The 24,305-nt window shown below is 54.8% G+C and carries 34 protein-coding genes; all 34 read right to left on the bottom strand.

Annotation, left to right across the window (positions count from 1 at the left end; genetic code table 11):
- Positions 1-10: 10 nt before the first annotated feature.
- Complete coding sequence (locus AC0IYH_RS23620) at positions 11-1,465, bottom strand: catalase (protein WP_471836498.1); 1,455 nt, start codon at positions 1,463-1,465, stop codon at positions 11-13.
- A gap of 237 nt (positions 1,466-1,702) precedes the next feature.
- Complete coding sequence (gene rplQ, locus AC0IYH_RS23625; RefSeq protein ID WP_017135967.1) at positions 1,703-2,089, bottom strand: 50S ribosomal protein L17; 387 nt, start codon at positions 2,087-2,089, stop codon at positions 1,703-1,705.
- A gap of 41 nt (positions 2,090-2,130) precedes the next feature.
- Positions 2,131-3,132: a DNA-directed RNA polymerase subunit alpha gene (locus AC0IYH_RS23630; RefSeq protein WP_003176403.1), complete on the bottom strand. Its 1,002-nt coding sequence runs from the start codon at positions 3,130-3,132 to the stop codon at positions 2,131-2,133.
- A 22-nt stretch (positions 3,133-3,154) separates the two neighbouring features.
- Positions 3,155-3,775 carry a 30S ribosomal protein S4 gene (rpsD, locus tag AC0IYH_RS23635; RefSeq protein WP_003176404.1) on the bottom strand — a complete coding sequence of 207 codons (621 nt, stop codon included), beginning with the start codon at positions 3,773-3,775 and terminating at the stop codon, positions 3,155-3,157.
- A gap of 18 nt (positions 3,776-3,793) precedes the next feature.
- Positions 3,794-4,183 (bottom strand): 30S ribosomal protein S11, encoded by a 390-nt coding sequence (gene rpsK, locus AC0IYH_RS23640; protein ID WP_002555466.1) that lies wholly within the window; start codon positions 4,181-4,183, stop codon positions 3,794-3,796.
- Positions 4,184-4,213: 30 nt separating this feature from the next.
- Entirely contained in the window at positions 4,214-4,570 is a 357-nt protein-coding gene (rpsM, locus tag AC0IYH_RS23645; RefSeq protein WP_003194635.1) for a 30S ribosomal protein S13, read from the bottom strand.
- Positions 4,571-4,699: 129 nt separating this feature from the next.
- Positions 4,700-4,816 carry a 50S ribosomal protein L36 gene (rpmJ, locus tag AC0IYH_RS23650; protein WP_002555468.1) on the bottom strand — a complete coding sequence of 39 codons (117 nt, stop codon included), beginning with the start codon at positions 4,814-4,816 and terminating at the stop codon, positions 4,700-4,702.
- A gap of 28 nt (positions 4,817-4,844) precedes the next feature.
- Positions 4,845-6,173: a preprotein translocase subunit SecY gene (gene secY / locus AC0IYH_RS23655; RefSeq protein ID WP_003194637.1), complete on the bottom strand. Its 1,329-nt coding sequence runs from the start codon at positions 6,171-6,173 to the stop codon at positions 4,845-4,847.
- Entirely contained in the window at positions 6,174-6,611 is a 438-nt protein-coding gene (rplO, locus tag AC0IYH_RS23660; protein ID WP_003176407.1) for a 50S ribosomal protein L15, read from the bottom strand.
- A 3-nt stretch (positions 6,612-6,614) separates the two neighbouring features.
- Positions 6,615-6,791, bottom strand: a complete 177-nt coding sequence (gene rpmD / locus AC0IYH_RS23665; RefSeq protein WP_003176408.1) for a 50S ribosomal protein L30 — start codon at positions 6,789-6,791, stop codon at positions 6,615-6,617.
- Positions 6,792-6,793: 2 nt separating this feature from the next.
- On the bottom strand, positions 6,794-7,294 hold the full coding sequence (gene rpsE, locus AC0IYH_RS23670) for a 30S ribosomal protein S5 (protein ID WP_003176409.1): 501 nt from the start codon (positions 7,292-7,294) through the stop codon (positions 6,794-6,796).
- 3 nt (positions 7,295-7,297) lie between these two features.
- A complete protein-coding gene (rplR, locus tag AC0IYH_RS23675) occupies positions 7,298-7,648 on the bottom strand; it encodes a 50S ribosomal protein L18 (protein ID WP_003186037.1) in 351 nt (116 codons plus the stop codon).
- 10 nt (positions 7,649-7,658) lie between these two features.
- Positions 7,659-8,192, bottom strand: coding sequence for a 50S ribosomal protein L6 (rplF, locus tag AC0IYH_RS23680; protein ID WP_003176412.1), 534 nt, complete (start codon positions 8,190-8,192; stop codon positions 7,659-7,661).
- A 12-nt stretch (positions 8,193-8,204) separates the two neighbouring features.
- The gene (rpsH, locus tag AC0IYH_RS23685; protein ID WP_010566853.1) at positions 8,205-8,597 is read right to left on the bottom strand and encodes a 30S ribosomal protein S8; all 393 of its coding nucleotides are present in this window, start codon (positions 8,595-8,597) and stop codon (positions 8,205-8,207) included.
- Positions 8,598-8,805: 208 nt separating this feature from the next.
- Complete coding sequence (rpsN, locus tag AC0IYH_RS23690) at positions 8,806-9,111, bottom strand: 30S ribosomal protein S14 (RefSeq protein WP_003176414.1); 306 nt, start codon at positions 9,109-9,111, stop codon at positions 8,806-8,808.
- A gap of 13 nt (positions 9,112-9,124) precedes the next feature.
- On the bottom strand, positions 9,125-9,664 hold the full coding sequence (gene rplE / locus AC0IYH_RS23695) for a 50S ribosomal protein L5 (RefSeq protein ID WP_003194642.1): 540 nt from the start codon (positions 9,662-9,664) through the stop codon (positions 9,125-9,127).
- 22 nt (positions 9,665-9,686) lie between these two features.
- A complete protein-coding gene (gene rplX / locus AC0IYH_RS23700; RefSeq protein ID WP_003176416.1) occupies positions 9,687-10,001 on the bottom strand; it encodes a 50S ribosomal protein L24 in 315 nt (104 codons plus the stop codon).
- 11 nt (positions 10,002-10,012) lie between these two features.
- On the bottom strand, positions 10,013-10,381 hold the full coding sequence (gene rplN, locus AC0IYH_RS23705; protein WP_002555479.1) for a 50S ribosomal protein L14: 369 nt from the start codon (positions 10,379-10,381) through the stop codon (positions 10,013-10,015).
- A 23-nt stretch (positions 10,382-10,404) separates the two neighbouring features.
- Positions 10,405-10,671: a 30S ribosomal protein S17 gene (rpsQ, locus tag AC0IYH_RS23710; protein WP_003176419.1), complete on the bottom strand. Its 267-nt coding sequence runs from the start codon at positions 10,669-10,671 to the stop codon at positions 10,405-10,407.
- A 2-nt stretch (positions 10,672-10,673) separates the two neighbouring features.
- Positions 10,674-10,865 carry a 50S ribosomal protein L29 gene (rpmC, locus tag AC0IYH_RS23715; RefSeq protein WP_002555481.1) on the bottom strand — a complete coding sequence of 64 codons (192 nt, stop codon included), beginning with the start codon at positions 10,863-10,865 and terminating at the stop codon, positions 10,674-10,676.
- Positions 10,865-11,278 (bottom strand): 50S ribosomal protein L16, encoded by a 414-nt coding sequence (gene rplP, locus AC0IYH_RS23720; RefSeq protein WP_003232424.1) that lies wholly within the window; start codon positions 11,276-11,278, stop codon positions 10,865-10,867. The genes rpmC and rplP overlap by 1 nt, the downstream gene beginning before the upstream one ends.
- Positions 11,279-11,290: 12 nt before the next feature.
- Complete coding sequence (rpsC, locus tag AC0IYH_RS23725; RefSeq protein WP_003176422.1) at positions 11,291-11,977, bottom strand: 30S ribosomal protein S3; 687 nt, start codon at positions 11,975-11,977, stop codon at positions 11,291-11,293.
- Positions 11,978-11,990: 13 nt separating this feature from the next.
- The gene (rplV, locus tag AC0IYH_RS23730; RefSeq protein ID WP_003103908.1) at positions 11,991-12,323 is read right to left on the bottom strand and encodes a 50S ribosomal protein L22; all 333 of its coding nucleotides are present in this window, start codon (positions 12,321-12,323) and stop codon (positions 11,991-11,993) included.
- Between the two features lie 11 nt (positions 12,324-12,334).
- Positions 12,335-12,610, bottom strand: coding sequence for a 30S ribosomal protein S19 (gene rpsS, locus AC0IYH_RS23735; RefSeq protein WP_003232420.1), 276 nt, complete (start codon positions 12,608-12,610; stop codon positions 12,335-12,337).
- 16 nt (positions 12,611-12,626) lie between these two features.
- Complete coding sequence (gene rplB / locus AC0IYH_RS23740; protein ID WP_003176423.1) at positions 12,627-13,451, bottom strand: 50S ribosomal protein L2; 825 nt, start codon at positions 13,449-13,451, stop codon at positions 12,627-12,629.
- Positions 13,452-13,465: 14 nt separating this feature from the next.
- A complete protein-coding gene (gene rplW, locus AC0IYH_RS23745) occupies positions 13,466-13,765 on the bottom strand; it encodes a 50S ribosomal protein L23 (RefSeq protein ID WP_002555488.1) in 300 nt (99 codons plus the stop codon).
- The gene (gene rplD / locus AC0IYH_RS23750) at positions 13,762-14,364 is read right to left on the bottom strand and encodes a 50S ribosomal protein L4 (protein WP_003176424.1); all 603 of its coding nucleotides are present in this window, start codon (positions 14,362-14,364) and stop codon (positions 13,762-13,764) included. Before rplD ends, rplW begins: the two co-directional genes overlap by 4 nt.
- 12 nt (positions 14,365-14,376) lie before the next feature.
- Positions 14,377-15,012 carry a 50S ribosomal protein L3 gene (gene rplC / locus AC0IYH_RS23755; protein WP_003194649.1) on the bottom strand — a complete coding sequence of 212 codons (636 nt, stop codon included), beginning with the start codon at positions 15,010-15,012 and terminating at the stop codon, positions 14,377-14,379.
- An 81-nt stretch (positions 15,013-15,093) separates the two neighbouring features.
- Positions 15,094-15,405: a 30S ribosomal protein S10 gene (gene rpsJ, locus AC0IYH_RS23760; RefSeq protein WP_003186070.1), complete on the bottom strand. Its 312-nt coding sequence runs from the start codon at positions 15,403-15,405 to the stop codon at positions 15,094-15,096.
- A gap of 159 nt (positions 15,406-15,564) precedes the next feature.
- Entirely contained in the window at positions 15,565-16,758 is a 1,194-nt protein-coding gene (tuf, locus tag AC0IYH_RS23765; protein ID WP_003176426.1) for an elongation factor Tu, read from the bottom strand.
- A 30-nt stretch (positions 16,759-16,788) separates the two neighbouring features.
- Positions 16,789-18,894, bottom strand: a complete 2,106-nt coding sequence (gene fusA, locus AC0IYH_RS23770) for an elongation factor G (protein ID WP_116629460.1) — start codon at positions 18,892-18,894, stop codon at positions 16,789-16,791.
- Between the two features lie 30 nt (positions 18,895-18,924).
- Positions 18,925-19,395: a 30S ribosomal protein S7 gene (gene rpsG / locus AC0IYH_RS23775; protein WP_002555493.1), complete on the bottom strand. Its 471-nt coding sequence runs from the start codon at positions 19,393-19,395 to the stop codon at positions 18,925-18,927.
- A 118-nt stretch (positions 19,396-19,513) separates the two neighbouring features.
- Positions 19,514-19,885 (bottom strand): 30S ribosomal protein S12, encoded by a 372-nt coding sequence (gene rpsL, locus AC0IYH_RS23780; protein WP_002555494.1) that lies wholly within the window; start codon positions 19,883-19,885, stop codon positions 19,514-19,516.
- Positions 19,886-20,101: 216 nt separating this feature from the next.
- The gene (gene rpoC, locus AC0IYH_RS23785; RefSeq protein WP_116629461.1) at positions 20,102-24,301 is read right to left on the bottom strand and encodes a DNA-directed RNA polymerase subunit beta'; all 4,200 of its coding nucleotides are present in this window, start codon (positions 24,299-24,301) and stop codon (positions 20,102-20,104) included.
- Positions 24,302-24,305: the final 4 nt, after the last annotated feature.

Genomic DNA, 24,305 nt, shown 5'->3' on the forward strand with positions numbered 1-24,305 from the left:
TGCTTATCGTTTAGAGTTGGTTAAGCGATACACCCAGTGCCTTTGCGATTGCGTCTCCATAAGCCGGGTCGGCCTTGTAGAAGTGCTGCAATTGGCGCTGAACCACATCACTGGAAACACCAGCCATTGCACCGGCAATGTTATTGGTGAGCAGCGCTTTCTGCTCATCGTTCATCAAGCGGAACAGCGCACCGGCGTGGCTGTAGTAATCGGTGTCTTCGCGGTGGTCGTAACGATCCGCCGCACCGCTCAAGGCCAGGGCAGGCTCAGCGTATTGAGGCGCTTGCTTCGGCGCATCGCTGTAGCTGTTCGGCTCGTAGTTGGGCGCCGCGCCACCATTGCTGCCGAATGCCATCGAACCATCACGCTGGTAGCTGTTGACCGGGTTGCGTGGCGCGTTCACCGGCAATTGCTGATGGTTGGTGCCAACACGGTAGCGGTGCGCATCGGCATAAGCGAACACACGGCCTTGCAGCATACGGTCCGGGGAAAGGCCAACACCTGGAACCATGTTGCTTGGGCCGAAAGCCGCCTGCTCCACTTCAGCGAAATAGTTCTGCGGGTTGCGGTTCAGTTCCAGCTCGCCGACCTCGATCAACGGGAATTCTTTTTGCGACCAGGTTTTGGTCACATCAAACGGGTTCTCGTAGTGAGCGTTGGCCTGGGCCTCGGTCATGATCTGGATGCACACACGCCATTTCGGGAAATCACCGCGCTCGATCGCACCAAACAGGTCGCGCTGGGCGTAATCAGGATCGGTACCGGCCAGGCGTGCAGCCTCGGCTGGTGCCAGGTTCTTGATGCCTTGCTTGGTCTTGTAGTGCCACTTAACCCAGTGACGCTCGCCATTGGCGTTAATCAGGCTGTAGGTGTGGCTGCCGAAGCCGTGCATGTGACGGTAGCCATCGGGAATGCCGCGGTCCGAAAACAGGATGGTGACCTGGTGCAGCGCCTCTGGAGAGTGCGACCAGAAGTCCCACATCATCTGCGCACTTTTCAGATTGCTTTGCGGCAGGCGTTTTTGGGTGTGGATAAAGTCGGGAAACTTCAACGGATCGCGGATAAAGAACACGGGAGTGTTGTTACCGACGATGTCCCAGTTACCTTCTTCGGTGTAGAACTTCAGGGCGAAACCGCGTGGGTCGCGCTCGGTGTCCGCTGAGCCACGCTCACCGCCCACCGTGGAGAACCGCAGGAAGGTTGGGGTTTGCTTACCGATCGATTCGAAGAGCTTGGCACTGGTGTACTTGGTAATGTCCTGAGTGACGGTGAACGTACCGAACGCACCCGACCCCTTGGCGTGCACACGACGCTCAGGGATGTTTTCACGGTTGAAGTGAGCAAGCTTCTCGATCAGGTGAAAATCGTCGAGGAGCAGCGGGCCACGTGGGCCGGCGGAACGGGAATTCTGGTTATCCGCAACGGGAGCACCGCTGGCGGTGGTAAGGATTTTATTCTGGCTCATGCGCAATTTCCTCAGGTCGGGCTTGGAACTGCCGGCTAATCGGCTTGGGGGGATTATTGACCATCAACATGACACCTACAAATTCATTAAATTGTAGGCATCAATAGAAAATAACTACCAACAACCCCAACGCCCATAGTGCCGAGCGCCACCTGTGGAAGCTTGTACAAATCGCGCTTTTATTACGCGCACAAAAAACCGGGCACTAGGCCCGGTTCTTCGTTACAGCTTGTCGTCTTACTCGGCGCTTACAGCTTCGCCGGCAGTAGCACGATCAACCAACTCGACGTACGCCATAGGCGCGTTGTCGCCAGTGCGGAAGCCGCACTTGAGGATGCGCAGGTAGCCACCCTCACGGGTAGCGTAACGCTTGCCCAGGTCGTTGAAGAGCTTACCAACGATAGCTTTCGAACGAGTACGGTCGAAAACCAAACGGCGGTTAGCCAGGCTGTCTGTCTTGGCCAAAGTGATCAGCGGCTCAGCAACGCGACGCAGTTCTTTAGCTTTCGGCAGTGTAGTTTTGATCAGCTCGTGCTCGAACAGCGACACCGCCATGTTTTGAAACATGGCCTTGCGGTGCGAGCTGGTACGGCTCAGGTGACGACCACTTTTACGATGACGCATGGTTCATTCCTTACCAAACTCACGTTCGGTGATTACGACGATCAGGCAGTCGCCTTGTCGTCCTTCTTAAGACTTGCAGGCGGCCAGTTGTCGAGGCGCATGCCGAGGGACAGACCGCGGGAGGCCAGAACGTCCTTGATTTCAGTCAAGGATTTCTTGCCCAGGTTCGGAGTCTTCAACAGTTCTACTTCGGTACGCTGAATCAGGTCGCCGATGTAGTAAATGTTTTCCGCCTTAAGGCAGTTAGCCGAACGTACAGTCAGTTCCAGATCGTCAACCGGGCGAAGCAGGATCGGATCGATCTCGTCTTCCTGCTCGATTACCACTGGTTCGCTGTCACCTTTGAGGTCGACGAACGCAGCCAACTGCTGTTGCAGAATGGTTGCAGCGCGGCGGATAGCCTCTTCAGGATCCAGAGTACCGTTGGTTTCCAGATCAATAACCAGCTTGTCCAGGTTAGTACGCTGCTCGACACGGGCGTTTTCCACCACGTATGCGATACGGCGAACCGGGCTGAACGAAGAGTCAAGCTGCAAGCGACCAATGCTGCGGCTTTCGTCTTCATCGCTCTGACGCGAGTCGGCTGGTTCATAACCACGACCACGAGCTACGGTGAGCTTCATGTTCAGGGCGCCGTTAGACGCCAGGTTAGCGATTACGTGATCGGGATTAACGATCTCGACATCATGATCCAGCTGAATATCGGCAGCGGTAACCACCCCCGAACCCTTCTTCGACAAGGTCAGCGTAACTTCGTCACGACCGTGCAGCTTGATGGCCAGACCTTTAAGGTTCAACAGGATTTCAATTACGTCTTCCTGTACACCTTCGATGGCGCTGTACTCGTGGAGCACACCGTCAATCTCGGCCTCGACTACTGCGCAGCCGGGCATTGAGGACAACAGGATGCGTCGCAGCGCGTTGCCCAGGGTGTGGCCAAAACCACGCTCGAGAGGCTCGAGAGTGATCTTGGCGCGGGTTGGACTGACAACCTGCACATCAATGTGGCGGGGTGTCAGGAACTCATTTACCGAAATCTGCATGGATGCACCTATTTTCTAGCCCTTACTTGGAGTAGAGCTCGACAATCAGGCTTTCGTTGATGTCGGCGGACAGATCACTGCGAGCAGGAACGTTCTTGAAAACGCCCGACTTCTTCTCAGTGTCTACTTCTACCCATTCTACGCGGCCACGTTGGGCACACAGATCGAGAGCTTGGACAATGCGAAGTTGGTTTTTTGCTTTCTCGCGAACTGCGACCACGTCACCAGCACGAACCTGGTAGGACGGAACGTTTACGGTCTGACCGTTAACGCTGATCGATTTGTGCGATACCAGCTGACGGGATTCGGCACGAGTAGAACCAAAGCCCATACGGTATACAACGTTGTCCAGACGGCATTCGAGCAGTTGCAGCAGGTTTTCACCGGTTGCACCTTTCTTGCCAGCAGCTTCTTTGTAGTAGCCGCTGAACTGACGCTCGAGAACGCCGTAGATACGACGGACCTTCTGCTTTTCACGCAGCTGGGTGCCGTAATCGGACTGGCGACCGCGGCGTTGGCCGTGGATACCAGGTGCTGCTTCAATGTTGCACTTCGATTCGATCGCGCGCACGCCGCTCTTCAGGAAGAGATCGGTGCCTTCGCGACGAGCGAGTTTGCATTTTGGACCAATGTAACGAGCCATTCTTTACAATCTCCTGGATTACACGCGGCGCTTCTTCGGCGGACGGCACCCGTTGTGCGGGATTGGCGTCACGTCGGTGATGCTGGCGATCTTATAGCCACAGCCGTTCAAAGCACGGACAGCAGACTCACGACCTGGACCTGGACCCTTGACGTTAACGTCGAGGTTTTTCAGGCCGTATTCCAGCGCAGCTTGACCAGCACGTTCAGCCGCTACTTGAGCAGCAAACGGGGTGGACTTGCGGGAACCGCGGAAACCCGAACCACCGGAGGTAGCCCAAGAAAGCGCGTTACCTTGACGGTCGGTGATGGTCACGATTGTGTTGTTAAAAGATGCATGGATGTGGGCGATGCCATCAACCACTGTCTTTTTAACTTTTTTACGAGGACGAGCAGCAGGTTTTGCCATGATAATTTTCCTGTCGATTCGCTGGGGCGATTACTTGCGGATCGGCTTACGCGGACCTTTACGGGTACGCGCGTTAGTCTTGGTACGCTGACCGCGTACTGGAAGACCACGACGATGACGCAGACCGCGATAGCAACCGAGGTCCATCAAACGCTTGATTTTCATGTTGATTTCGCGACGCAGATCACCTTCAGTGGTGAACTTCGCGACTTCGCCACGCAGCTGTTCAATCTGCTCGTCGCTCAGATCCTTGATCTTAGCGGCTGGGTTTACCCCAGCAACTGCGCAAATTTTCTGCGCAGTAGTGCGACCAACACCATAGATGTAGGTCAGCGAGATAACAGTGTGCTTGTTATCTGGAATGTTAACGCCTGCAATACGGGCCATTCAGTGGGACTCCAATTGACAGCTACCTACGCCCCGGAAGCCAAGAAATAGGGCGCGAGATAATATCGCTGTAATAACAAATAATCAACCCGGCAGCGCACTAGCTGCCGGGCTTCAAGCGGATCACACTCAGCCTTGGCGCTGTTTGTGACGCGGTTCCGCGCTGCAAATTACTCGAACAACACCTTCGCGGCGAATAATCTTGCAGTTACGGCACAGCTTTTTCACCGATGCACGAACTTTCATCACCAACTCCTCGAACCTTATGGGGTACTCAGCGCAACATGCCGCTGCCGTAGCCCTTCAGGTTGGCTTTCTTCATCAGGGATTCGTACTGGTGCGAAACGAGGTGCGATTGTACTTGGGACATGAAGTCCATCACAACCACGACCACGATCAGCAACGAGGTCCCGCCAAGGTAGAACGGAACGTTTGCTGCAACCACCAGGAACTGGGGCAACAAGCACACGGCCGTCATATATAGAGCACCGAACAGGGTCAAACGAGTCAGAACGCCATCAATGTAGCGTGCAGACTGCTCACCTGGACGGATGCCCGGAATAAAGGCACCGGACTTCTTCAGGTTTTCCGCTACGTCTTTCGGATTGAACATCAACGCCGTATAGAAGAAGCAGAAGAAAATAATCCCTGCACTAAACAGCAGAATATTCAACGGCTGACCAGGAGCGATCGACTGAGAGAGGTCCTGCAGCCAGCCCATATTTTCAGACTGACCAAACCAGGTACCCAACGAAGCCGGAAACAGCAAAATGCTGCTCGCGAAAATTGCCGGAATAACACCGGCCATATTCACTTTCAGCGGCAAGTGGCTGGTCTGCGCAGCAAAAACCTTACGGCCCTGCTGACGCTTGGCGTAGTGAACAGCAATACGACGCTGGCCACGCTCAATGAACACCACAAAACCGATAATCGCTACTGCCAGCAAACCGATGGCAACCAGGGCAAAGATATTGATATCACCCTGACGTGCAGACTCGAAAGACTGCCCAATTGCTCTCGGAAGACCGGCGACGATACCTGCGAAAATCAACATCGAGATACCGTTACCAACACCACGTTCAGTAATCTGCTCACCCAGCCACATCATGAACATCGCACCAGCCACAAAAGTGGATACCGCGACGAAATGGAAGCCAAAGTCACCAGTGAACGCAACGCCCTGCCCTGCCAGGCCAACGGACATGCCGATAGCTTGAACCAGGGCGAGGACGACAGTGCCGTAGCGGGTGTACTGGCTAATCTTGCGACGGCCAGCTTCACCTTCCTTCTTCAACTGCTCCAGCTGCGGGCTGACGGCGGTCATCAGTTGCATGATGATCGATGCCGAAATGTACGGCATGATCCCCAGTGCAAAGATGCTCATCCGTTCCAGCGCGCCGCCGGAAAACATGTTGAACAAGCTAAGAATGGTCCCCTCATTCTGTCGAAACAGGTCTGCGAGTCGGTCCGGGTTGATACCTGGAACCGGGATGTGTGCGCCTATTCGGTAGACGATAATCGCCAGGAACAGAAAACGCAGACGAGCCCAAAGTTCAGACATACCGCCTTTGCCGAGCGCTGAGAGAGCACCTTGCTTAGCCATTTATTCCTCGAACTTGCCGCCAGCTGCTTCGATAGCCGAACGCGCACCTTTGGTGGCGCCGATTCCCTTGCCGATAGTGACAGCGCGAGTCACTTCACCGGACAGCATGATTTTCACACGCTGTACGTTGACGTTGATCACGTTGGCATCTTTCAGGGTCTGCACAGTAACGATGTCGCCTTCCACTTTGGCCAGCTCGGACAGACGCACTTCTGCGCGATCCATGGCTTTCAGGGAAACGAAACCGAACTTAGGCAGGCGACGATGCAGCGGCTGTTGACCGCCTTCAAAGCCTGGAGCGATGGTGCCACCGGAGCGGGAGGTTTGACCTTTGTGGCCACGGCCACCAGTCTTACCCAAACCGCTACCGATACCACGGCCCGGACGATGCTTTTCGCGACGGGAACCCGGCGCTGGACTCAGATCATTGAGTTTCATCGATTAACCCTCTACACGCAGCATGTAGTAAGCCTTGTTGATCATCCCGCGATTCTCGGGAGTATCCTGGACTTCTACAGTGTGACCGATGCGACGCAGACCCAAACCTTTAACACACAGTTTGTGGTTAGGGATGCGGCCGGTCATGCTTTTGATCAGCGTTACTTTAACGGTAGCCATGATCAGAAGATCTCCTTGACAGTCAGACCACGCTTCGCAGCGATGGACTCAGGAGATTGCATGGCTTTCAGACCCTTGAAAGTGGCGTGAACCACGTTTACCGGGTTAGTCGAGCCGTAGCACTTGGCCAGAACGTTCTGAACGCCAGCAACTTCGAGGACAGCACGCATAGCGCCGCCAGCGATGATACCGGTACCTTCAGAAGCAGGCTGCATGTACACCTTCGAAGCGCCGTGAGCGGACTTCATAGCGTACTGCAGAGTGGTGCCGTTCAGATCAACTTGGATCATGTTGCGACGAGCAGCTTCCATTGCCTTCTGGATCGCAGCAGGCACTTCACGCGACTTGCCACGGCCGAAGCCAACACGGCCTTTACCATCACCAACCACGGTCAACGCGGTGAAGGTGAAGATACGGCCGCCTTTAACGGTTTTGGCTACGCGGTTAACTTGAACCAGCTTCTCAATGTAGCCTTCGTCGCGCTTTTGGTCGTTATTTGACATAACTTAGAACTCCAGCCCAGCTTCACGAGCAGCATCAGCCAGCGCTTTCACGCGACCGTGGTACTTGAAGCCAGAGCGGTCGAAAGCCACTTGCGAGACGCCAGCGGCCTTAGCACGCGTAGCGACCAGCTGGCCAACCTTAGTGGCCGCGTCGATGTTGCCAGTGGCACCATCACGCAGTTCTTTATCCAAAGTCGAGGCGCTTGCCAGGACTTTGTTGCCGTCGGCCGAGATGACCTGGGCGTAGATGTGCTGCGACGAGCGGAACACGCAGAGACGCACGACTTCGAGTTCGTGCATTTTCAGGCGTGCTTTGCGAGCGCGACGCAGTCGAGTAACTTTTTTGTCGGTCATTTGCTATGCCCTACTTCTTCTTGGCTTCTTTACGACGGACGACTTCGTCCGCGTAGCGCACACCTTTGCCTTTGTACGGCTCTGGTGGACGGAAGTCGCGGATCTCAGCAGCCACTTGACCTACCAGTTGCTTATCGATGCCCTTGATCAGGATATCGGTCTGGCTAGGAGTCTCAGCGGTGATGCCTTCCGGCAATTCGTAATCCACTGGGTGCGAGAAGCCAAGGGCAAGGTTCAAAACCGTGCCTTTTGCTTGCGCTTTGTAACCAACACCGACCAGCTGGAGCTTACGCTCGAAGCCTTGGCTTACGCCTTGGACCATGTTGTTTACCAACGCACGCGTGGTACCGGCCATTGCGCGAGTTTGTTGATCGCCATTGCGAGCAGCGAAACGCAGCTCACCAGCCTCTTCAACGATCTCAACGGACGAATGGATGTTCAGTTCAAGAGTACCCTTGGCACCCTTCACCGAAAGCTGTTGGCCTGCGAATTTTACTTCGACACCGGCTGGCAGCTTAACGGGGTTCTTAGCGACGCGAGACATGCTTATCCCCCCTTAGAACACAGTGCAAAGAACTTCGCCGCCGACACCGGCAGCGCGCGCAGCACGATCCGTCATCACACCTTTGTTGGTGGAGACGATAGACACGCCCAGACCGCCACGAACTTTCGGCAGATCTTCAGCGGACTTGTACTGACGCAGGCCTGGACGGCTAACGCGCTTCACTTCCTCGATGACCGAACGGCCTTCGAAGTACTTCAGCTCGATGGACAGCAGTGGTTTGGTTTCGCTGCTGATCTGATAACCCGCAATGTAGCCTTCGTCTTTCAGGACTTTGGCAACAGCTACCTTCAACTTGGAAGATGGCATGCTTACGACGGACTTTTCAGCCATCTGGGCATTACGGATACGAGTTAGCATGTCCGCTAACGGGTCCTGCATACTCATGGGCTAGACGCTCCTAATACAAAAAAATTAGCCTTGCGGCTACATATGTCGCCGAGAATCTCCGAGCATAAAAAACACGGGCTCAGGCGAGCCGCGTATTTTAGACATACTCCGGAAATGAAACAAGCCCCAAAAGGGGCTTGTTCCAGATTCAAGGTCACCGGCGGTCAGTATCTTGCGATTCCGACCGCCTGGACGTTGAAAGTACTTACCAGCTGGCTTTAACCAGACCTGGTACGTCACCACGCATTGCCGCTTCACGCAGTTTGTTACGGCCGAGGCCGAACTTGCGGTAAACGCCGTGTGGACGACCGGTCAGGCGGCAGCGGTTACGCATGCGCGAAGCGCTTGCGTCACGTGGCTGCTTCTGCAGAGCTACTGTAGCTTCCCAACGCGCTTCTGGACTTGCGTTCAGATCAACGATGATTGCTTTCAGTGCTGCACGCTTCTTGGCGTACTTGGCAACCGTGAGCTGACGCTTCAGCTCGCGGTTTTTCATGCTCATCTTGGCCATGGTCCTACTCCAATCAGTTGCGGAACGGGAATTTGAACGCACGCAGCAGAGCGCGGCCTTCATCATCGTTCTTGGCAGTGGTGGTCAGGGTGATGTCCAGACCGCGGAGAGCATCGATCTTGTCGTAGTCGATTTCCGGGAAGATGATCTGCTCTTTCACGCCCATGCTGTAGTTACCACGACCATCGAAGGACTTGGCATTCAGGCCGCGGAAGTCGCGAACCCGAGGCAGGGAGATCGACAGCAGACGATCCAGGAATTCGTACATACGCTCACGGCGCAGAGTCACTTTGACGCCGATCGGCCAACCTTCACGGACTTTAAAGCCAGCGATGGATTTCCGAGCGTAAGTCACAACGACTTTTTGACCGGTGATCTTTTCCAGGTCAGCAACAGCGTGCTCGATGACTTTTTTGTCGCCGATCGCTTCGCCCAGACCCATGTTCAGGGTGATTTTGGTAACGCGCGGAACTTCCATCACGTTCCCAAGCTTAAGTTCTTCCTTAAGCTTAGGGGCGATTTCCTTCCGGTAAATCTCTTGTAGTCGTGCCATGGTCTAATCTACCTAGCAGTGTTCAAGCATCAACCGCTTTTTGGGTCGACTTGAAGACACGAATTTTCTTACCGTCTTCTACTTTGAAACCAACGCGGTCAGCCTTGTTGGTTTCGCCGTTGAAGATGGCGACGTTAGAAGCGTCCAGCGGAGCTTCTTTCTCGACGATACCGCCCTGCACGCCCGACATCGGGTTAGGCTTGGTATGACGCTTAACCAGGTTCAGACCACCGATAACCAAACGGTTATTAGCGAGAACCTTAAGCACCTTACCGCGCTTACCTTTGTCTTTGCCGGCGATCACGATGATCTCGTCGTCACGACGAATCTTTTGCATGTCGGATCTCCTTACAGCACTTCTGGGGCGAGCGAGACGATCTTCATGAACTTCTCAGTACGAAGTTCACGGGTCACTGGCCCAAAGATACGGGTGCCGATCGGCTCTTGCTTGTTGTTCAGAAGAACAGCAGCGTTGCCATCAAAGCGGATAATGGAGCCATCTGCACGGCGAACGCCGTGACGAGTGCGGACTACAACAGCAGTCATCACTTGGCCTTTTTTCACTTTACCGCGAGGAATTGCTTCCTTCACGGTAACTTTGATGATGTCACCGATACCAGCGTAACGACGATGGGAGCCACCCAGCACCTTGATGCACATAACACGGCGAGCGCCGCTGTTATCGGCCACATCGAGCATGGATTGAGTCTGAATCATATAATTTCTCCGACCCCTAGTCCTTAGACTTCCACAGCGCGTTCGAGAACATCAACCAATGCCCAAGACTTGGTCTTGGCCAGCGGACGAGTTTCACGAATAGTGACTTTGTCGCCGATGTGGCACTGGTTGGTTTCGTCGTGCGCGTGCAGCTTAGTCGAACGCTTAACATATTTACCGTAGATCGGGTGCTTAACGCGACGCTCGATCAGTACGGTGATGGTTTTGTCCATCTTGTCGCTGACAACACGGCCAGTCAGCGTACGGACAGTCTTTTCGGCTTCAGCCATGATCACTTACCTGCCTGCTGGTTGAGCACAGTCTTCACGCGAGCGATGTCACGCTTAACTTGCGAGAGCAGATGAGACTGCCCCAACTGGCCAGTTGCTTTCTGCATACGCAGATTGAACTGGTCGCGCAGCAGGCCGAGCAGTTGCTCGTTCAGCTGCTGTGCGGATTTTTCACGAAGTTCATTCGCTTTCATCACATCACCGTCCGTTTAACAAAGGCGGTGGCGAGCGGCAGCTTTGCAGCAGCCAGGGCAAAAGCCTCACGCGCCAGCTCTTCAGTTACACCCTCGATTTCATACAGGACTTTGCCTGGCTGAATCTGGGCTACCCAGTATTCCACGTTACCCTTACCTTTACCCATACGAACCTCGAGAGGCTTTTTGGAGATCGGCTTGTCCGGGAATACACGGATCCAGATCTTGCCGCCACGTTTAACGTGACGGGTCAGTGCACGACGCGCTGACTCGATCTGACGAGCGGTGAGACGACCACGAGCTACAGACTTCAGCGCGAACTCGCCGAAGCTGACTTTGCTACCGCGCTGAGCCAGACCACGGTTGTGGCCTGTCATCTGCTTGCGGAACTTCGTACGCTTTGGTTGCAACATTTGGCGTACCCCTTACTTAGCAGCTTTTTTACGAGGCGCTGGTGCTTGTGGTTTCAGTTCTTCTTGGCGACCACCAATTACTTCGCCTTTGAAGATCCAAACCTTTACACCGATCACACCGTAAGTGGTGTGAGCTTCGTAGTTGGCATAGTCGATGTCGGCACGCAGGGTGTGCAGTGGCACACGACCTTCGCGATACCATTCAGTACGTGCGATTTCAGCACCGCCGAGACGACCGCTCACTTGGATTTTGATGCCTTTGGCACCAATGCGCATGGCGTTCTGTACGGCGCGCTTCATAGCGCGACGGAACATTACGCGACGCTCCAGCTGCTGAGCTACGCTCTGCGCAACCAGCATACCGTCGAGCTCCGGCTTACGGATCTCTTCGATATTGATGTGCACAGGCACACCCATTTGCTTGGTCAGGTCCTGACGCAGTTTCTCAACATCTTCACCTTTCTTCCCGATAACGATACCTGGACGAGCGGTGTGGATGGTGATACGTGCAGTTTGTGCCGGACGATGGATATCGATACGGCTTACGGACGCGCTTTTTAGTTTGTCTTGGAGATACTCACGCACCTTCAGATCAGCGAACAAATAGTCCGCATAAGTCCGACCGTCTGCGTACCAGACGGAGGTGTGCTCCTTGACGATTCCCAGGCGAATGCCAATGGGATGTACTTTCTGACCCATCTCTTCGACTCCGTTACTTGTCAGCAACCTTGACAGTGATATGGCAAGACCGCTTGACGATGCGATCAGCACGGCCTTTGGCACGTGGCATGATGCGCTTCAGCGAACGCCCTTCGTTGACGAAAACGGTGCTGACCTTCAGGTCATCAACGTCTGCGCCTTCGTTATGCTCGGCGTTGGCTACGGCCGACTCCAGCACTTTCTTCATGATCTCGGCGGCTTTCTTACTGCTGAAAGCCAACAGGTTGAGCGCTTCGCCCACCTTCTTCCCGCGGATCTGGTCGGCGACCAAGCGGGCTTTCTGGGCGGAGATTCGAGCGCCCGACAACTTAGCGGCTACTTCCATTTCCTAACCCCTTAACGCTTGGCTTTCTTGTCTGCCACGTGCCCACGATAAGTGCGGGTACCGGCAAACTCGCCTAGTTTGTGGCCGACCATGTCTTCGTTCACGAGAACTGGGACGTGCAAGCGACCGTTGTGTACAGCGATGGTCAGACCGACCATTTGTGGCAGGATCATCGAACGACGCGACCAGGTCTTAACTGGTTTGCGATCGTTCTTTTCCGCCGCCACTTCGATCTTCTTCAGTAGGTGAAGATCAATAAAAGGACCTTTTTTCAGAGAACGTGGCACTGTCGTATCCCTCTATTTACTTGCGACGACGGACGATCATTTTGTCGGTACGCTTATTACCACGAGTCTTCGCGCCCTTAGTCGGGAAGCCCCATGGCGATACCGGATGACGACCACCAGAGGTACGACCTTCACCACCACCGTGTGGGTGGTCAACCGGGTTCATGGCAACACCACGAACGGTTGGGCGAACGCCACGCCAGCGTTTGGCACCAGCTTTACCCAGCGAACGCAGGCTGTGCTCGGAGTTCGAGACTTCACCCAGGGTCGCGCGGCATTCAGCCAGCACTTTACGCATCTCACCAGAACGCAGACGCAGGGTCACGTAGACACCTTCACGAGCGATCAGCTGAGCCGAAGCACCAGCGGAACGAGCGATTTGCGCGCCTTTACCTGGCTTCAATTCGATGCCGTGTACGGTGCTACCAACTGGAATGTTGCGCAGTTGCAGAGCGTTGCCCGGCTTGATCGGTGCCAGAGCACCTGCGATCAGCTGGTCACCAGCACTCACGCCTTTAGGGGCGATGATGTAGCGACGCTCGCCATCTGCGTACAGCAGCAGAGCGATGTGAGCAGTACGGTTTGGATCGTATTCGATACGCTCGACAGTGGCAGAGATGCCATCTTTGTCGTTGCGACGGAAGTCGACCAGACGATAATGCTGCTTATGGCCACCACCGATGTGACGAGTGGTAATACGACCATTGTTGTTACGACCACCAGTCTTCGATTTTTTCTCGAGCAGCGGTGCGTGAGGAGCGCCTTTATGCAGCTCCTGGTTGACCACCTTGACCACAAAACGGCGGCCAGGGGAAGTCGGTTTGCATTTAACGATTGCCATGATGCACCCCTTCCTTACTCAGCACTGCTGCTGAAATCGAGATCTTGGCCTGGCTGAAGGGAGATAACTGCCTTCTTCCAGTCATTACGCTTGCCCAGACCGCGAGCAGTGCGCTTGCTCTTACCCAGAACATTCAGGGTAGTAACACGCTCTACTTTCACGCTGAACAGGCTTTCGACGGCCTTCTTGATTTCCAGCTTGGTTGCGTCAGTTGCAACCTTGAAAACGAACTGGCCTTTCTTGTCAGCCAGAACCGTAGCCTTTTCGGAAACGTGCGGGCCAAGCAGAACTTTAAATACGCGTTCCTGGTTCATCCCAGCAGCTCCTCGAATTTCTTCACGGCCGACACGGTGATCAACACCTTGTCGTATGCGATCAGACTAACTGGATCGGAACCTTGCACGTCACGTACATCAACGTGTGGCAGGTTGCGAGCAGCCAGGTACAGGTTCTGATCAACAGCTTCCGACACGATCAAAACGTCGGTCAGGCTCATGTTGTTCAGTTTGCCCAGCAGATCTTTGGTTTTTGGACTTTCAACAGCGAAGTCTTGAACCACGACCAGACGGTCGGTACGCACGAGTTCAGCAAGGATGGAGCGCAGTGCTGCGCGGTACATCTTCTTGTTGAGCTTCTGCGAGTGATCCTGTGGACGAGCTGCGAAAGTGGTACCGCCGCCGCGCCAGATTGGGCTACGGATAGTACCGGCACGAGCACGGCCAGTACCTTTCTGACGCCAAGGGCGCTTACCGCCACCACGAACGTCGGAACGGGTCTTTTGCTGCTTGCTACCTTGACGGCCGCCGGCCATGTAGGCCACGACTGCTTGGTGAACCAGCGTCTCGTTGAACTCGCCGCCAAACGTCAGTTCGGAAACTTCGATCGCTTGAGCGTCATTTACATTTAATTGCATGTCAGCTTCCCCTTAACCGCGAGCCTTGGCCGCTGGACGTACAACCAGGTTGCCGCCAGTAGCGCCAGGAACAGCACCCTTGACCAACAACAGATTGCGTTCAGCGTCGACGCGCACTACTTCGAGGGACTGCACGGTCACGCGCTCAGCGCCCATATGACCGGACATTTTTTTGCCCTTGAATACACGACCAGGAGTCTGGCACTGGCCAATAGAGCCCGGGACGCGGTGGGAAACGGAGTTACCGTGAGTGTTGTCTTGGCCACGGAAATTCCAACGCTTGATCGTACCCTGGAAGCCTTTACCCTTGGACTGACCGGTTACATCAACCAGTTGACCAGCGGCGAAGATTTCAGCGTTGATCAGATCGCCAGCCTGGTAGTCGCCGTCTTCAAGACGGAACTCCATAACAGTGCGACCAGCTGCAACGTTTGCTTTAGCGAAGTGACCTGCTTGAGCAGCAGTCACGCGCGAAGCACGACGCTCGCCGACAGTGACTTGCACTGCACGATAGCCATCGGTCTCTTCAGTTTTGAACTGGGTGACGCGATTCGGTTCGATCTCAATGACCGTGACCGGAATGGAGACACCTTCTTCGGTGAAAATACGGGTCATACCGCATTTACGACCGACTACACCAATAGTCATGTTGTAAACCTCATGAGTGTACGGGGCTTTCACCCGCTATGGCCGCCCATTTCAGAGCGTTACACGACTAAGACCCAAGTCTTAGCCGAGGCTGATCTGTACTTCCACACCGGCCGCCAGATCAAGCTTCATAAGTGCATCAACGGTTTTATCCGTTGGCTGGACGATGTCCAGTACGCGCTTATGAGTGCGGATCTCGTACTGGTCACGCGCGTCTTTGTTGACGTGCGGGGAGACCAGAACGGTGAACCGCTCTTTACGGGTAGGCAGTGGAATTGGACCACGCACTTGAGCACCAGTACGTTTCGCGGTTTCCACGATTTCCTGGGTGGATTGGTCGATCAGGCGATGGTCAAAAGCCTTCAACCTGATACGGATTTGCTGATTTTGCATTGGATTTCAGACTCCGGCTGCTATTCCCAGCGAGCGCAATACGCCCGTTAAAAGGAGGCGCAATTCTATAGACGGCCCTGATAGGTGTCAACCCAATAAAAAAGGCCCCCGCTGAGCGGGGGCCTTTTCAAAACATCAGAGCTATCTCAGAAGAGATAATTACTCGATGATTTTAGCTACAACGCCAGCACCAACGGTACGGCCGCCTTCACGGATTGCGAAACGCAGACCGTCTTCCATAGCGATGGTTTTGATCAGGGTGACAACCATTTTGATGTTGTCGCCTGGCATTACCATTTCTACGCCTTCCGGCAGTTCGCAGTTACCAGTTACGTCGGTAGTACGGAAGTAGAACTGTGGACGGTAGCCTTTGAAGAACGGAGTGTGACGACCGCCTTCTTCTTTGCTCAGCACGTACACTTCAGCTTCGAACTTGGTGTGCGGCTTAACCGAACCTGGCTTAACCAGAACCTGGCCACGCTCAACGTCGTCACGCTTGGTACCACGCAGCAGAACGCCGCAGTTCTCGCCAGCACGACCTTCGTCGAGCAGCTTACGGAACATCTCAACACCGGTGCAGGTGGTGACGGTAGTGTCACGCAGACCAACGATTTCCAGTGGATCTTGAACCTTGACGATACCGCGCTCGATACGACCAGTTACAACAGTACCGCGACCGGAGATCGAGAATACGTCTTCGATTGGCATCAGGAACGGCTTGTCGATAACACGGACTGGATCTGGGATGTAGCTGTCCAGAGTCTCAACCAGTTTACGAACGGACGTGGTGCCCATTTCGTTGTCGTCTTTGCCTTCCAGAGCCATACGAGCAGAACCGATGATGATCGGAGTGTCGTCGCCTGGGAAGTCGTAAGTGCTCAGCAGATCGCGCACTTCCATCTCAACCAGTTCCAGCAGCTCAGCGTCGTCTACCAGGTCAGCCTTGTTCAGGTAAACCACGATGTACGGAACGCCAACCTGGCGGGACAGCAGGATGTGCTCACGGGTTTGTGGCATCGGACCATCAGCGGCCGAGCAAACCAGGATCGCGCCGTCCATCTGGGCAGCACCGGTGATCATGTTCTTCACATAGTCAGCGTGACCTGGGCAGTCAACGTGAGCGTAGTGACGGATCAGCGAGTTGTATTCAACGTGCGCGGTGTTGATGGTGATACCACGAGCTTTTTCTTCTGGAGCGCTGTCGATTTTATCGAAATCAACGATTGCGGAACCGAAAACTTCGGAGCAAACGCGAGTCAGAGCTGCGGTCAGAGTGGTTTTACCGTGGTCAACGTGACCGATAGTGCCAACGTTGACGTGCGGTAGGGAACGATCAAATTTTTCTTTAGCCACGACAATTAACTCCTTGCCTAAAGGACTGAATCAGCCTTGTTTTTTGGATACAGTTTCAGCGATGTGCGCCGGAGCTGTGTTGTATTTTTTGAATTCCATAGAGTAGCTTGCGCGACCCTGGGACATGGAGCGAACGTCGGTCGCATAACCGAACATCTCACCCAACGGAACCTCGGCGCGAATCACTTTGCCGGAAACCGTGTCTTCCATACCCAAGATCATGCCGCGACGACGGTTAAGGTCGCCCATGACATCACCCATATAGTCTTCAGGTGTAACAACTTCTACCGCCATGATTGGCTCAAGCAACTCACCACCGCCCTTCTGGGCCAGTTGCTTGGTAGCCATGGAAGCAGCCACCTTAAACGCCATCTCGTTGGAGTCGACGTCGTGGTAAGAACCGTCAAAAACGGTAGCTTTCAGGCCGATCAGCGGATAGCCGGCAACAACACCGTTCTTCATCTGCTCTTCGATGCCCTTCTGGATAGCAGGGATGTATTCCTTAGGAACAACACCACCCACTACTTCGTTCACGAATTGCAGACCTTCCTGACCTTCGTCAGCAGGAGCAAAACGGATCCAGCAGTGACCGAACTGACCACGACCGCCGGACTGACGAACGAACTTGCCTTCGATTTCACAGTTCTTCGTGATGCGCTCACGATAGGAAACCTGAGGCTTACCGATGTTGGCTTCGACGTTGAACTCACGGCGCATCCGGTCAACCAGGATGTCCAGGTGCAGCTCGCCCATGCCGGAGATGATCGTTTGACCAGTCTCTTCATCAGTTTTGACGCGGAAAGATGGATCTTCCTGAGCAAGCTTGCCCAGAGCGATACCCATTTTTTCCTGGTCATCCTTGGTCTTAGGCTCTACGGCAACCGAAATAACCGGCTCCGGGAAGTCCATGCGAACCAGGATGATTGGCTTAGCAGCGTCGCACAAGGTTTCACCAGTGGTGACATCCTTCATGCCGATCAGGGCCGCGATGTCACCAGCGCGTACTTCCTTGATCTCTTCACGGGCGTTTGCGTGCATTTGCACCATACGACCCACGCGCTCTTTCTTGCCTTTAACCGAGTTGATCACGCCGTCGCCGGATGCCAACACGCCCGAGTAAACGCGGACGAAGGTCAAAGTACCCACGAATGGGTCGGTAGCGATCTTGAACGCCAGGGCCGAGAACGGCTCGCTGTCGTCTGCATGACGCTCCATTTCTTCTTCCTCGTTATCAGGGTTGGTACCCTTGATAGCGGGAATGTCGGTTGGAGCAGGCAGGTAGTCGATCACAGCATCGAGAACCAGGGGAACGCCCTTGTTCTTGAACGAGGAACCGCAAACAGCCAAGACGATCTCACCAGCGATAGTACGCTGACGCAGAGCGGCCTTGATTTCCGCGTTGGTGAGTTCTTCACCTTCGAGGTACTTGTTCATCAGCTCTTCGTTGGCTTCGGCCGCAGCTTCAACCATGTTGTTGCGCCACTCGTCAGCCAGTTCCTGCAGTTCAGCAGGGATAGGCTTACGAACAGGAACCATACCTTTGTCAGAATCGTTCCAGTAAACAGCTTCCATGGCCAGCAGATCGATCTGCCCCTGGAAGTTGTCTTCGGAACCGATAGCCAACTGGATTGGCACGGGGGTGTGACCCAGGCGCTGCTTGATCTGACCGATCACGCGCAGGAAGTTGGCGCCAGCACGGTCCATCTTGTTTACGTAAACAAGACGTGGAACGCCGTATTTGTTGGCTTGACGCCATACGGTTTCCGACTGAGGCTCAACACCCGAGGTACCGCAGAACACAACGACAGCGCCGTCGAGTACACGCAGGGAACGTTCAACTTCAATGGTGAAGTCTACGTGACCCGGAGTATCGATTACGTTGAAGCGGTGCTCATCCTTGTACTGCTTCTCGGAACCTTTCCAGAAGGCGGTAATAGCAGCAGAAGTAATGGTAATACCACGCTCCTGCTCCTGAACCATCCAGTCTGTGGTCGCGGCGCCGTCATGCACCTCGCCCATCTTGTGACTTTTGCCGGTGTAAAACAGTACGCGCTCGGTGGTGGTGGTTTTACCAGCATCCACGTGAGCAACGATACCGATGTTACGGTAGCGGCTAATCGGAGTAGTACGAGCCATAAAGCCCTCGCAAAATTAGTGAAGCTAGAATTAGAAGCGGTAGTGCGAGAAAGCTTTGTTAGCTTCAGCCATACGGTGCACGTCTTCACGCTTCTTAACAGCAGCACCTTTACCTTCAGCGGCGTCCAACAGTTCGCCGGCCAAACGCAGAGCCATAGACTTCTCGCCGCGCTTACGGGCGAAGTCTACCAACCAGCGCATTGCCAGAGCGTTACGACGGGACGGACGAACTTCAACCGGAACCTGGTAAGTAGCACCGCCTACACGGCGCGACTTCACTTCGACCAGCGGAGCGATGGCGTCGAGAGCTTTCTCGAAGATTTCCAGGGGGTCGCTGTTCTTGCGTTCTTTAACCTTTTCCAGCGCGCCATAAACGATACGCTCGGCAACGGCTTTCTTGCCGCTTTCCATCACGTGGTTCATGAACTTGGCCAGGATTTGGCTTCCGTATTTTGGATCGTCAAGCACTTCGCGCTTGGCTGCTACGCGTCTTCTTGGCATGGATAAGCCCTCAAACGGTCTTCAGGTTCGTTCGGAATCGGTGCCCTTGCGGGACGCCTCCGACCTTACTCTTATCGACTCAGAAAATAAGATGATTCAGTTTTACAAAAAGCCGCTACTACTTAGGCTTCTTGGTACCGTACTTCGAACGACCCTGGTTACGACCTTTAACGCCGGAAGTATCCAAGGAGCCGCGTACGGTGTGGTAACGAACACCTGGCAAGTCTTTTACACGACCGCCGCGGATCAGTACCACGCTGTGCTCTTGCAGGTTGTGACCTTCACCACCGATGTACGAGGAAACCTCGAAACCGTTGGTCAGGCGCACACGGCATACTTTACGCAGTGCCGAGTTAGGTTTTTTCGGCGTGGTGGTATACACACGGGTGCATACGCCACGACGTTGCGGGCAGTTCTGCAGCGCAGGCACGTCGGATTTCTCGACGATACGCTTACGCGGCTGACGTACCAGCTGGTTGATAGTTGCCATCTACTAGCTCCACTGTTGTCTTGCGACGCTATTGTCTTGCAAGAAAAGCAAAATGGCAGGAACGAATTCCCGCCAAATTTAGGGGTACAAGAGTCTAAAGAGGATCTTGTCCCCAGTCAAGGCAAGGCCCCGACCTCCCCTCTCGTCGAACCGCGACAAAACTGCCTCGATCCGACGAATGGGGCTGCCAGGGCCCGGTCTTATCTATCGCTGAACTCAGTTACCGCTTGAGTTCAGTGCTTCGGTCAGTGCAGCTTCCACTTCACTGGCGCTTACGCGCAGCGGCTTGTCAGCATCACGGCGACGCTTACGCTCGCTATGGTAAGCCAAACCGGTACCTGCCGGGATCAGACGACCCACGACCACGTTTTCTTTCAGGCCGCGCAGGTAATCGCGCTTGCCGGTTACCGCTGCTTCGGTCAGTACGCGAGTGGTCTCCTGGAAGGAGGCCGCCGAGATGAACGACTCAGTGGACAACGACGCCTTGGTGATACCCAGCAACACACGAGTGAATTTGGAAACGAATTTCTCGTCGCCAGCCAGACGCTCGTTCTCTACCAGTACGTGAGTCAGCTCCATCTGGTCGCCCTTGATGAAACTGGAATCGCCGGATTCAGCGATTTCAACTTTACGCAGCATCTGACGCAGGATGGTCTCGATGTGCTTATCGTTGATCTTCACGCCTTGCAGGCGGTAAACGTCCTGGATCTCGTTAACGATGTACTTGGCCAGCGCACTCACACCCAGCAGACGCAGGATGTCGTGTGGATCGCTCGGGCCGTCGGAGATAACTTCGCCGCGGTTTACCTGTTCGCCTTCGAAGACGTTCAGGTGACGCCACTTCGGAATCAGCTCTTCGTACGGATCGGTACCGTCGTTCGGGGTAATGACCAGACGGCGCTTGCCCTTGGTCTCTTTACCGAACGCGATGGTGCCGCTGACTTCAGCCAGAATCGATGCTTCTTTCGGACGACGAGCTTCGAACAAGTCGGCAACACGCGGCAGACCACCGGTGATGTCTCGAGTCTTCGAAGTTTCTTGCGGGATACGCGCGATAACATCACCGATCGCGATCTTCGCACCATCCGCCACACCGACCAGGGCGTTGGCTGGCAGGAAGTACTGAGCGATTACGTCAGTACCTGGCAGCAACAGGTCCTTGCCGTTGTCATCGACCATCTTCACGGCAGGACGGATGTCTTTACCGGCAGCTGGACGATCTTTGGCGTCGAGTACTTCAATGTTGGTCATACCGGTCAATTCGTCAGTCTGACGCTTGATCGTGATGCCTTCTTCCATGCCCACGTAGGTCACGGTACCTTTCATTTCGGTAACGATTGGGTGAGTGTGCGGATCCCACTTGGCCACGATTGCGCCAGCGTCGACCTTGTCACCTTCTTTAACCGAAATCACGGCACCGTACGGCAGCTTGTAACGCTCGCGCTCACGACCGAAGTCATCAGCGATAGCCAGCTCACCGGAACGGGACACAGCAACCAGGTGGCCATCCACTCGCTCAACGTGTTTCAGGTTGTGCAGACGGACAGTACCGCCATTCTTCACCTGAACGCTGTCGGCTGCGGAGGTCCGGCTTGCCGCACCACCGATGTGGAACGTACGCATGGTCAGCTGGGTACCCGGCTCACCGATGGACTGGGCAGCGATAACGCCGACCGCTTCACCGATGTTCACCTGGTGACCACGAGCCAAGTCACGGCCGTAGCACTTGGCGCAAATGCCGTAGCGGGTTTCGCAGCTGATCGGCGAGCGAACAATCACTTCGTCGATGCTGTTGAGTTCGATGAACTCGACCCACTTCTCGTCTACCAGGGTGCCGGCAGGAACGATGATTTCCTCGGTACCCGGCTTGAATACGTCACGGGCAATAACACGGCCCAATACGCGCTCACCCAGCGGCTCTACGACGTCACCGCCTTCAATGTGCGGAGTCATCAGCAGGCCGTGCTCGGTGCCGCAATCGATCTCGGTTACAACCAGATCTTGTGCAACGTCTACCAGACGACGAGTCAGGTAACCGGAGTTAGCGGTTTTCAACGCGGTATCCGCAAGACCCTTACGAGCACCGTGAGTGGAGATGAAGTACTGAAGTACGCTCAAACCTTCACGGAAGTTCGCAGTGATCGGCGTTTCGATGATGGAGCCGTCCGGCTTGGCCATCAGGCCACGCATACCGGCGAGCTGACGGATCTGCGCAGCAGAACCCCGTGCGCCCGAGTCGGCCATCATGTACATCGAGTTGAAGGATTCCTGGTCAACTTCGTCGCCGTGACGGTCAATGACTTTCTCTTTCGAGAGGTTAGCCATCATCGCCTTGGAAACTTCGTCGTTGGCCTTGGACCAAAGGTCGATCACTTTGTTGTACTTCTCGCCCTGTGTTACCAGGCCCGAGGCGTACTGGCTTTCGATCTCTTTCACTTCGTCAGTGGCAGCACTGATGATGCGGGCTTTTTCATCCGGGATAACGAAGTCGTTAACACCGATGGAAACGCCGGAAATGGTCGAATAAGCAAAACCGGTGTACATCAACTGGTCAGCGAAGATCACGGTCTCTTTCAAACCAACCACGCGGTAGCACTGGTTGATCAGCTTGGAGATCGCCTTTTTCTTCATCGGCAAGTTGACGACGTCGTACGACAGACCTTTTGGCACAACTTGATACAGCAGCGCACGGCCGACAGTGGTGTCGACGATACGGGTGCCGCTCACGCTGCCGCCGTCACGGTCGTTGACGGTTTCGTTGATCCGCACTTTGACCTTGGCGTGCAGTGCGGCTTCGCCGGCACGGAACACACGGTCAACTTCTTGCAGGTCAGCGAATACGCGGCCTTCGCCCTTGGCGTTGATCGCTTCACGGGTCATGTAGTACAGACCCAATACAACGTCCTGCGACGGAACGATGATTGGCTCACCGTTGGCTGGCGACAGAATGTTGTTGGTCGACATCATCAACGCACGCGCTTCCAACTGGGCTTCCAGTGTCAGCGGTACGTGCACGGCCATTTGGTCGCCGTCGAAGTCGGCGTTGTACGCAGCACAGACCAGAGGGTGCAGCTGGATAGCCTTACCTTCGATCAATACCGGTTCAAACGCCTGGATACCCAGACGGTGAAGGGTCGGTGCACGGTTGAGGAGAACCGGGTGTTCGCGAATCACTTCAGCGAGAACGTCCCAAACCTCTGGCAGTTCGCGCTCGACCATTTTCTTGGCCGCTTTGATGGTGGTCGCGAGACCGCGCATTTCAAGCTTGCCGAAGATGAACGGCTTGAACAGCTCAAGTGCCATCTTCTTGGGCAGACCGCACTGGTGCAGACGCAGGGTCGGGCCTACGGTAATTACCGAACGACCGGAGTAGTCAACACGCTTACCAAGCAAGTTCTGACGGAAACGACCTTGCTTACCCTTGATCATGTCAGCCAAGGATTTCAGAGGACGCTTGTTGGAACCGGTGATAGCGCGACCACGACGACCGTTGTCGAGCAAGGCGTCGACAGCTTCCTGCAACATACGCTTTTCGTTGCGCACGATGATGTCCGGAGCGGACAGATCAAGCAGACGCTTCAAGCGGTTGTTACGGTTGATCACGCGGCGGTACAGGTCGTTGAGGTCGGACGTCGCGAAACGACCACCATCCAACGGTACCAGCGGACGCAAGTCTGGCGGCAGAACCGGCAGAACGGTCAGCACCATCCACTCTGGCAAGTTGCCGGAACCCTGGAAGGCTTCCATCAACTTCAGACGCTTGGACAGTTTCTTGATCTTGGTTTCGGAGTTGGTTTGCGGAATTTCTTCGCGCAGACGGCCAATCTCGTGTTCCAGGTCGATAGCGTGCAGCAGTTCACGGACAGCTTCAGCACCCATGCGGGCGTCGAAGTCATCACCGAACTCTTCCAGCGCTTCGAAGTACTGCTCGTCGTTCAGCAGCTGACCTTTTTCAAGGGTGGTCATGCCTGGATCGATAACGACATAGCTCTCGAAGTAGAGAACGCGTTCGATATCACGCAGGGTCATGTCCATCAGCAAGCCGATACGGGACGGCAGCGATTTCAGGAACCAGATGTGGGCAACCGGCGAAGCCAGTTCGATGTGCGCCATGCGCTCACGACGAACCTTGGCCAGTGCAACTTCAACGCCGCACTTCTCGCAGATCACACCACGGTGCTTCAAGCGCTTGTACTTACCGCACAGGCACTCGTAATCCTTTACCGGGCCAAAGATCTTGGCGCAGAACAGGCCGTCACGCTCAGGTTTGAACGTACGGTAGTTGATGGTTTCCGGCTTTTTAACTTCACCGAACGACCACGAACGGATCATCTCAGGCGATGCCAACCCAATACGGATGGCGTCGAACTCTTCGACTTGACCCTGGTTTTTCAGCAAATTCAGTAGGTCTTTCAAGGCC

It is taken from the genome of Pseudomonas sp. AC463, from assembly GCF_979253585.1.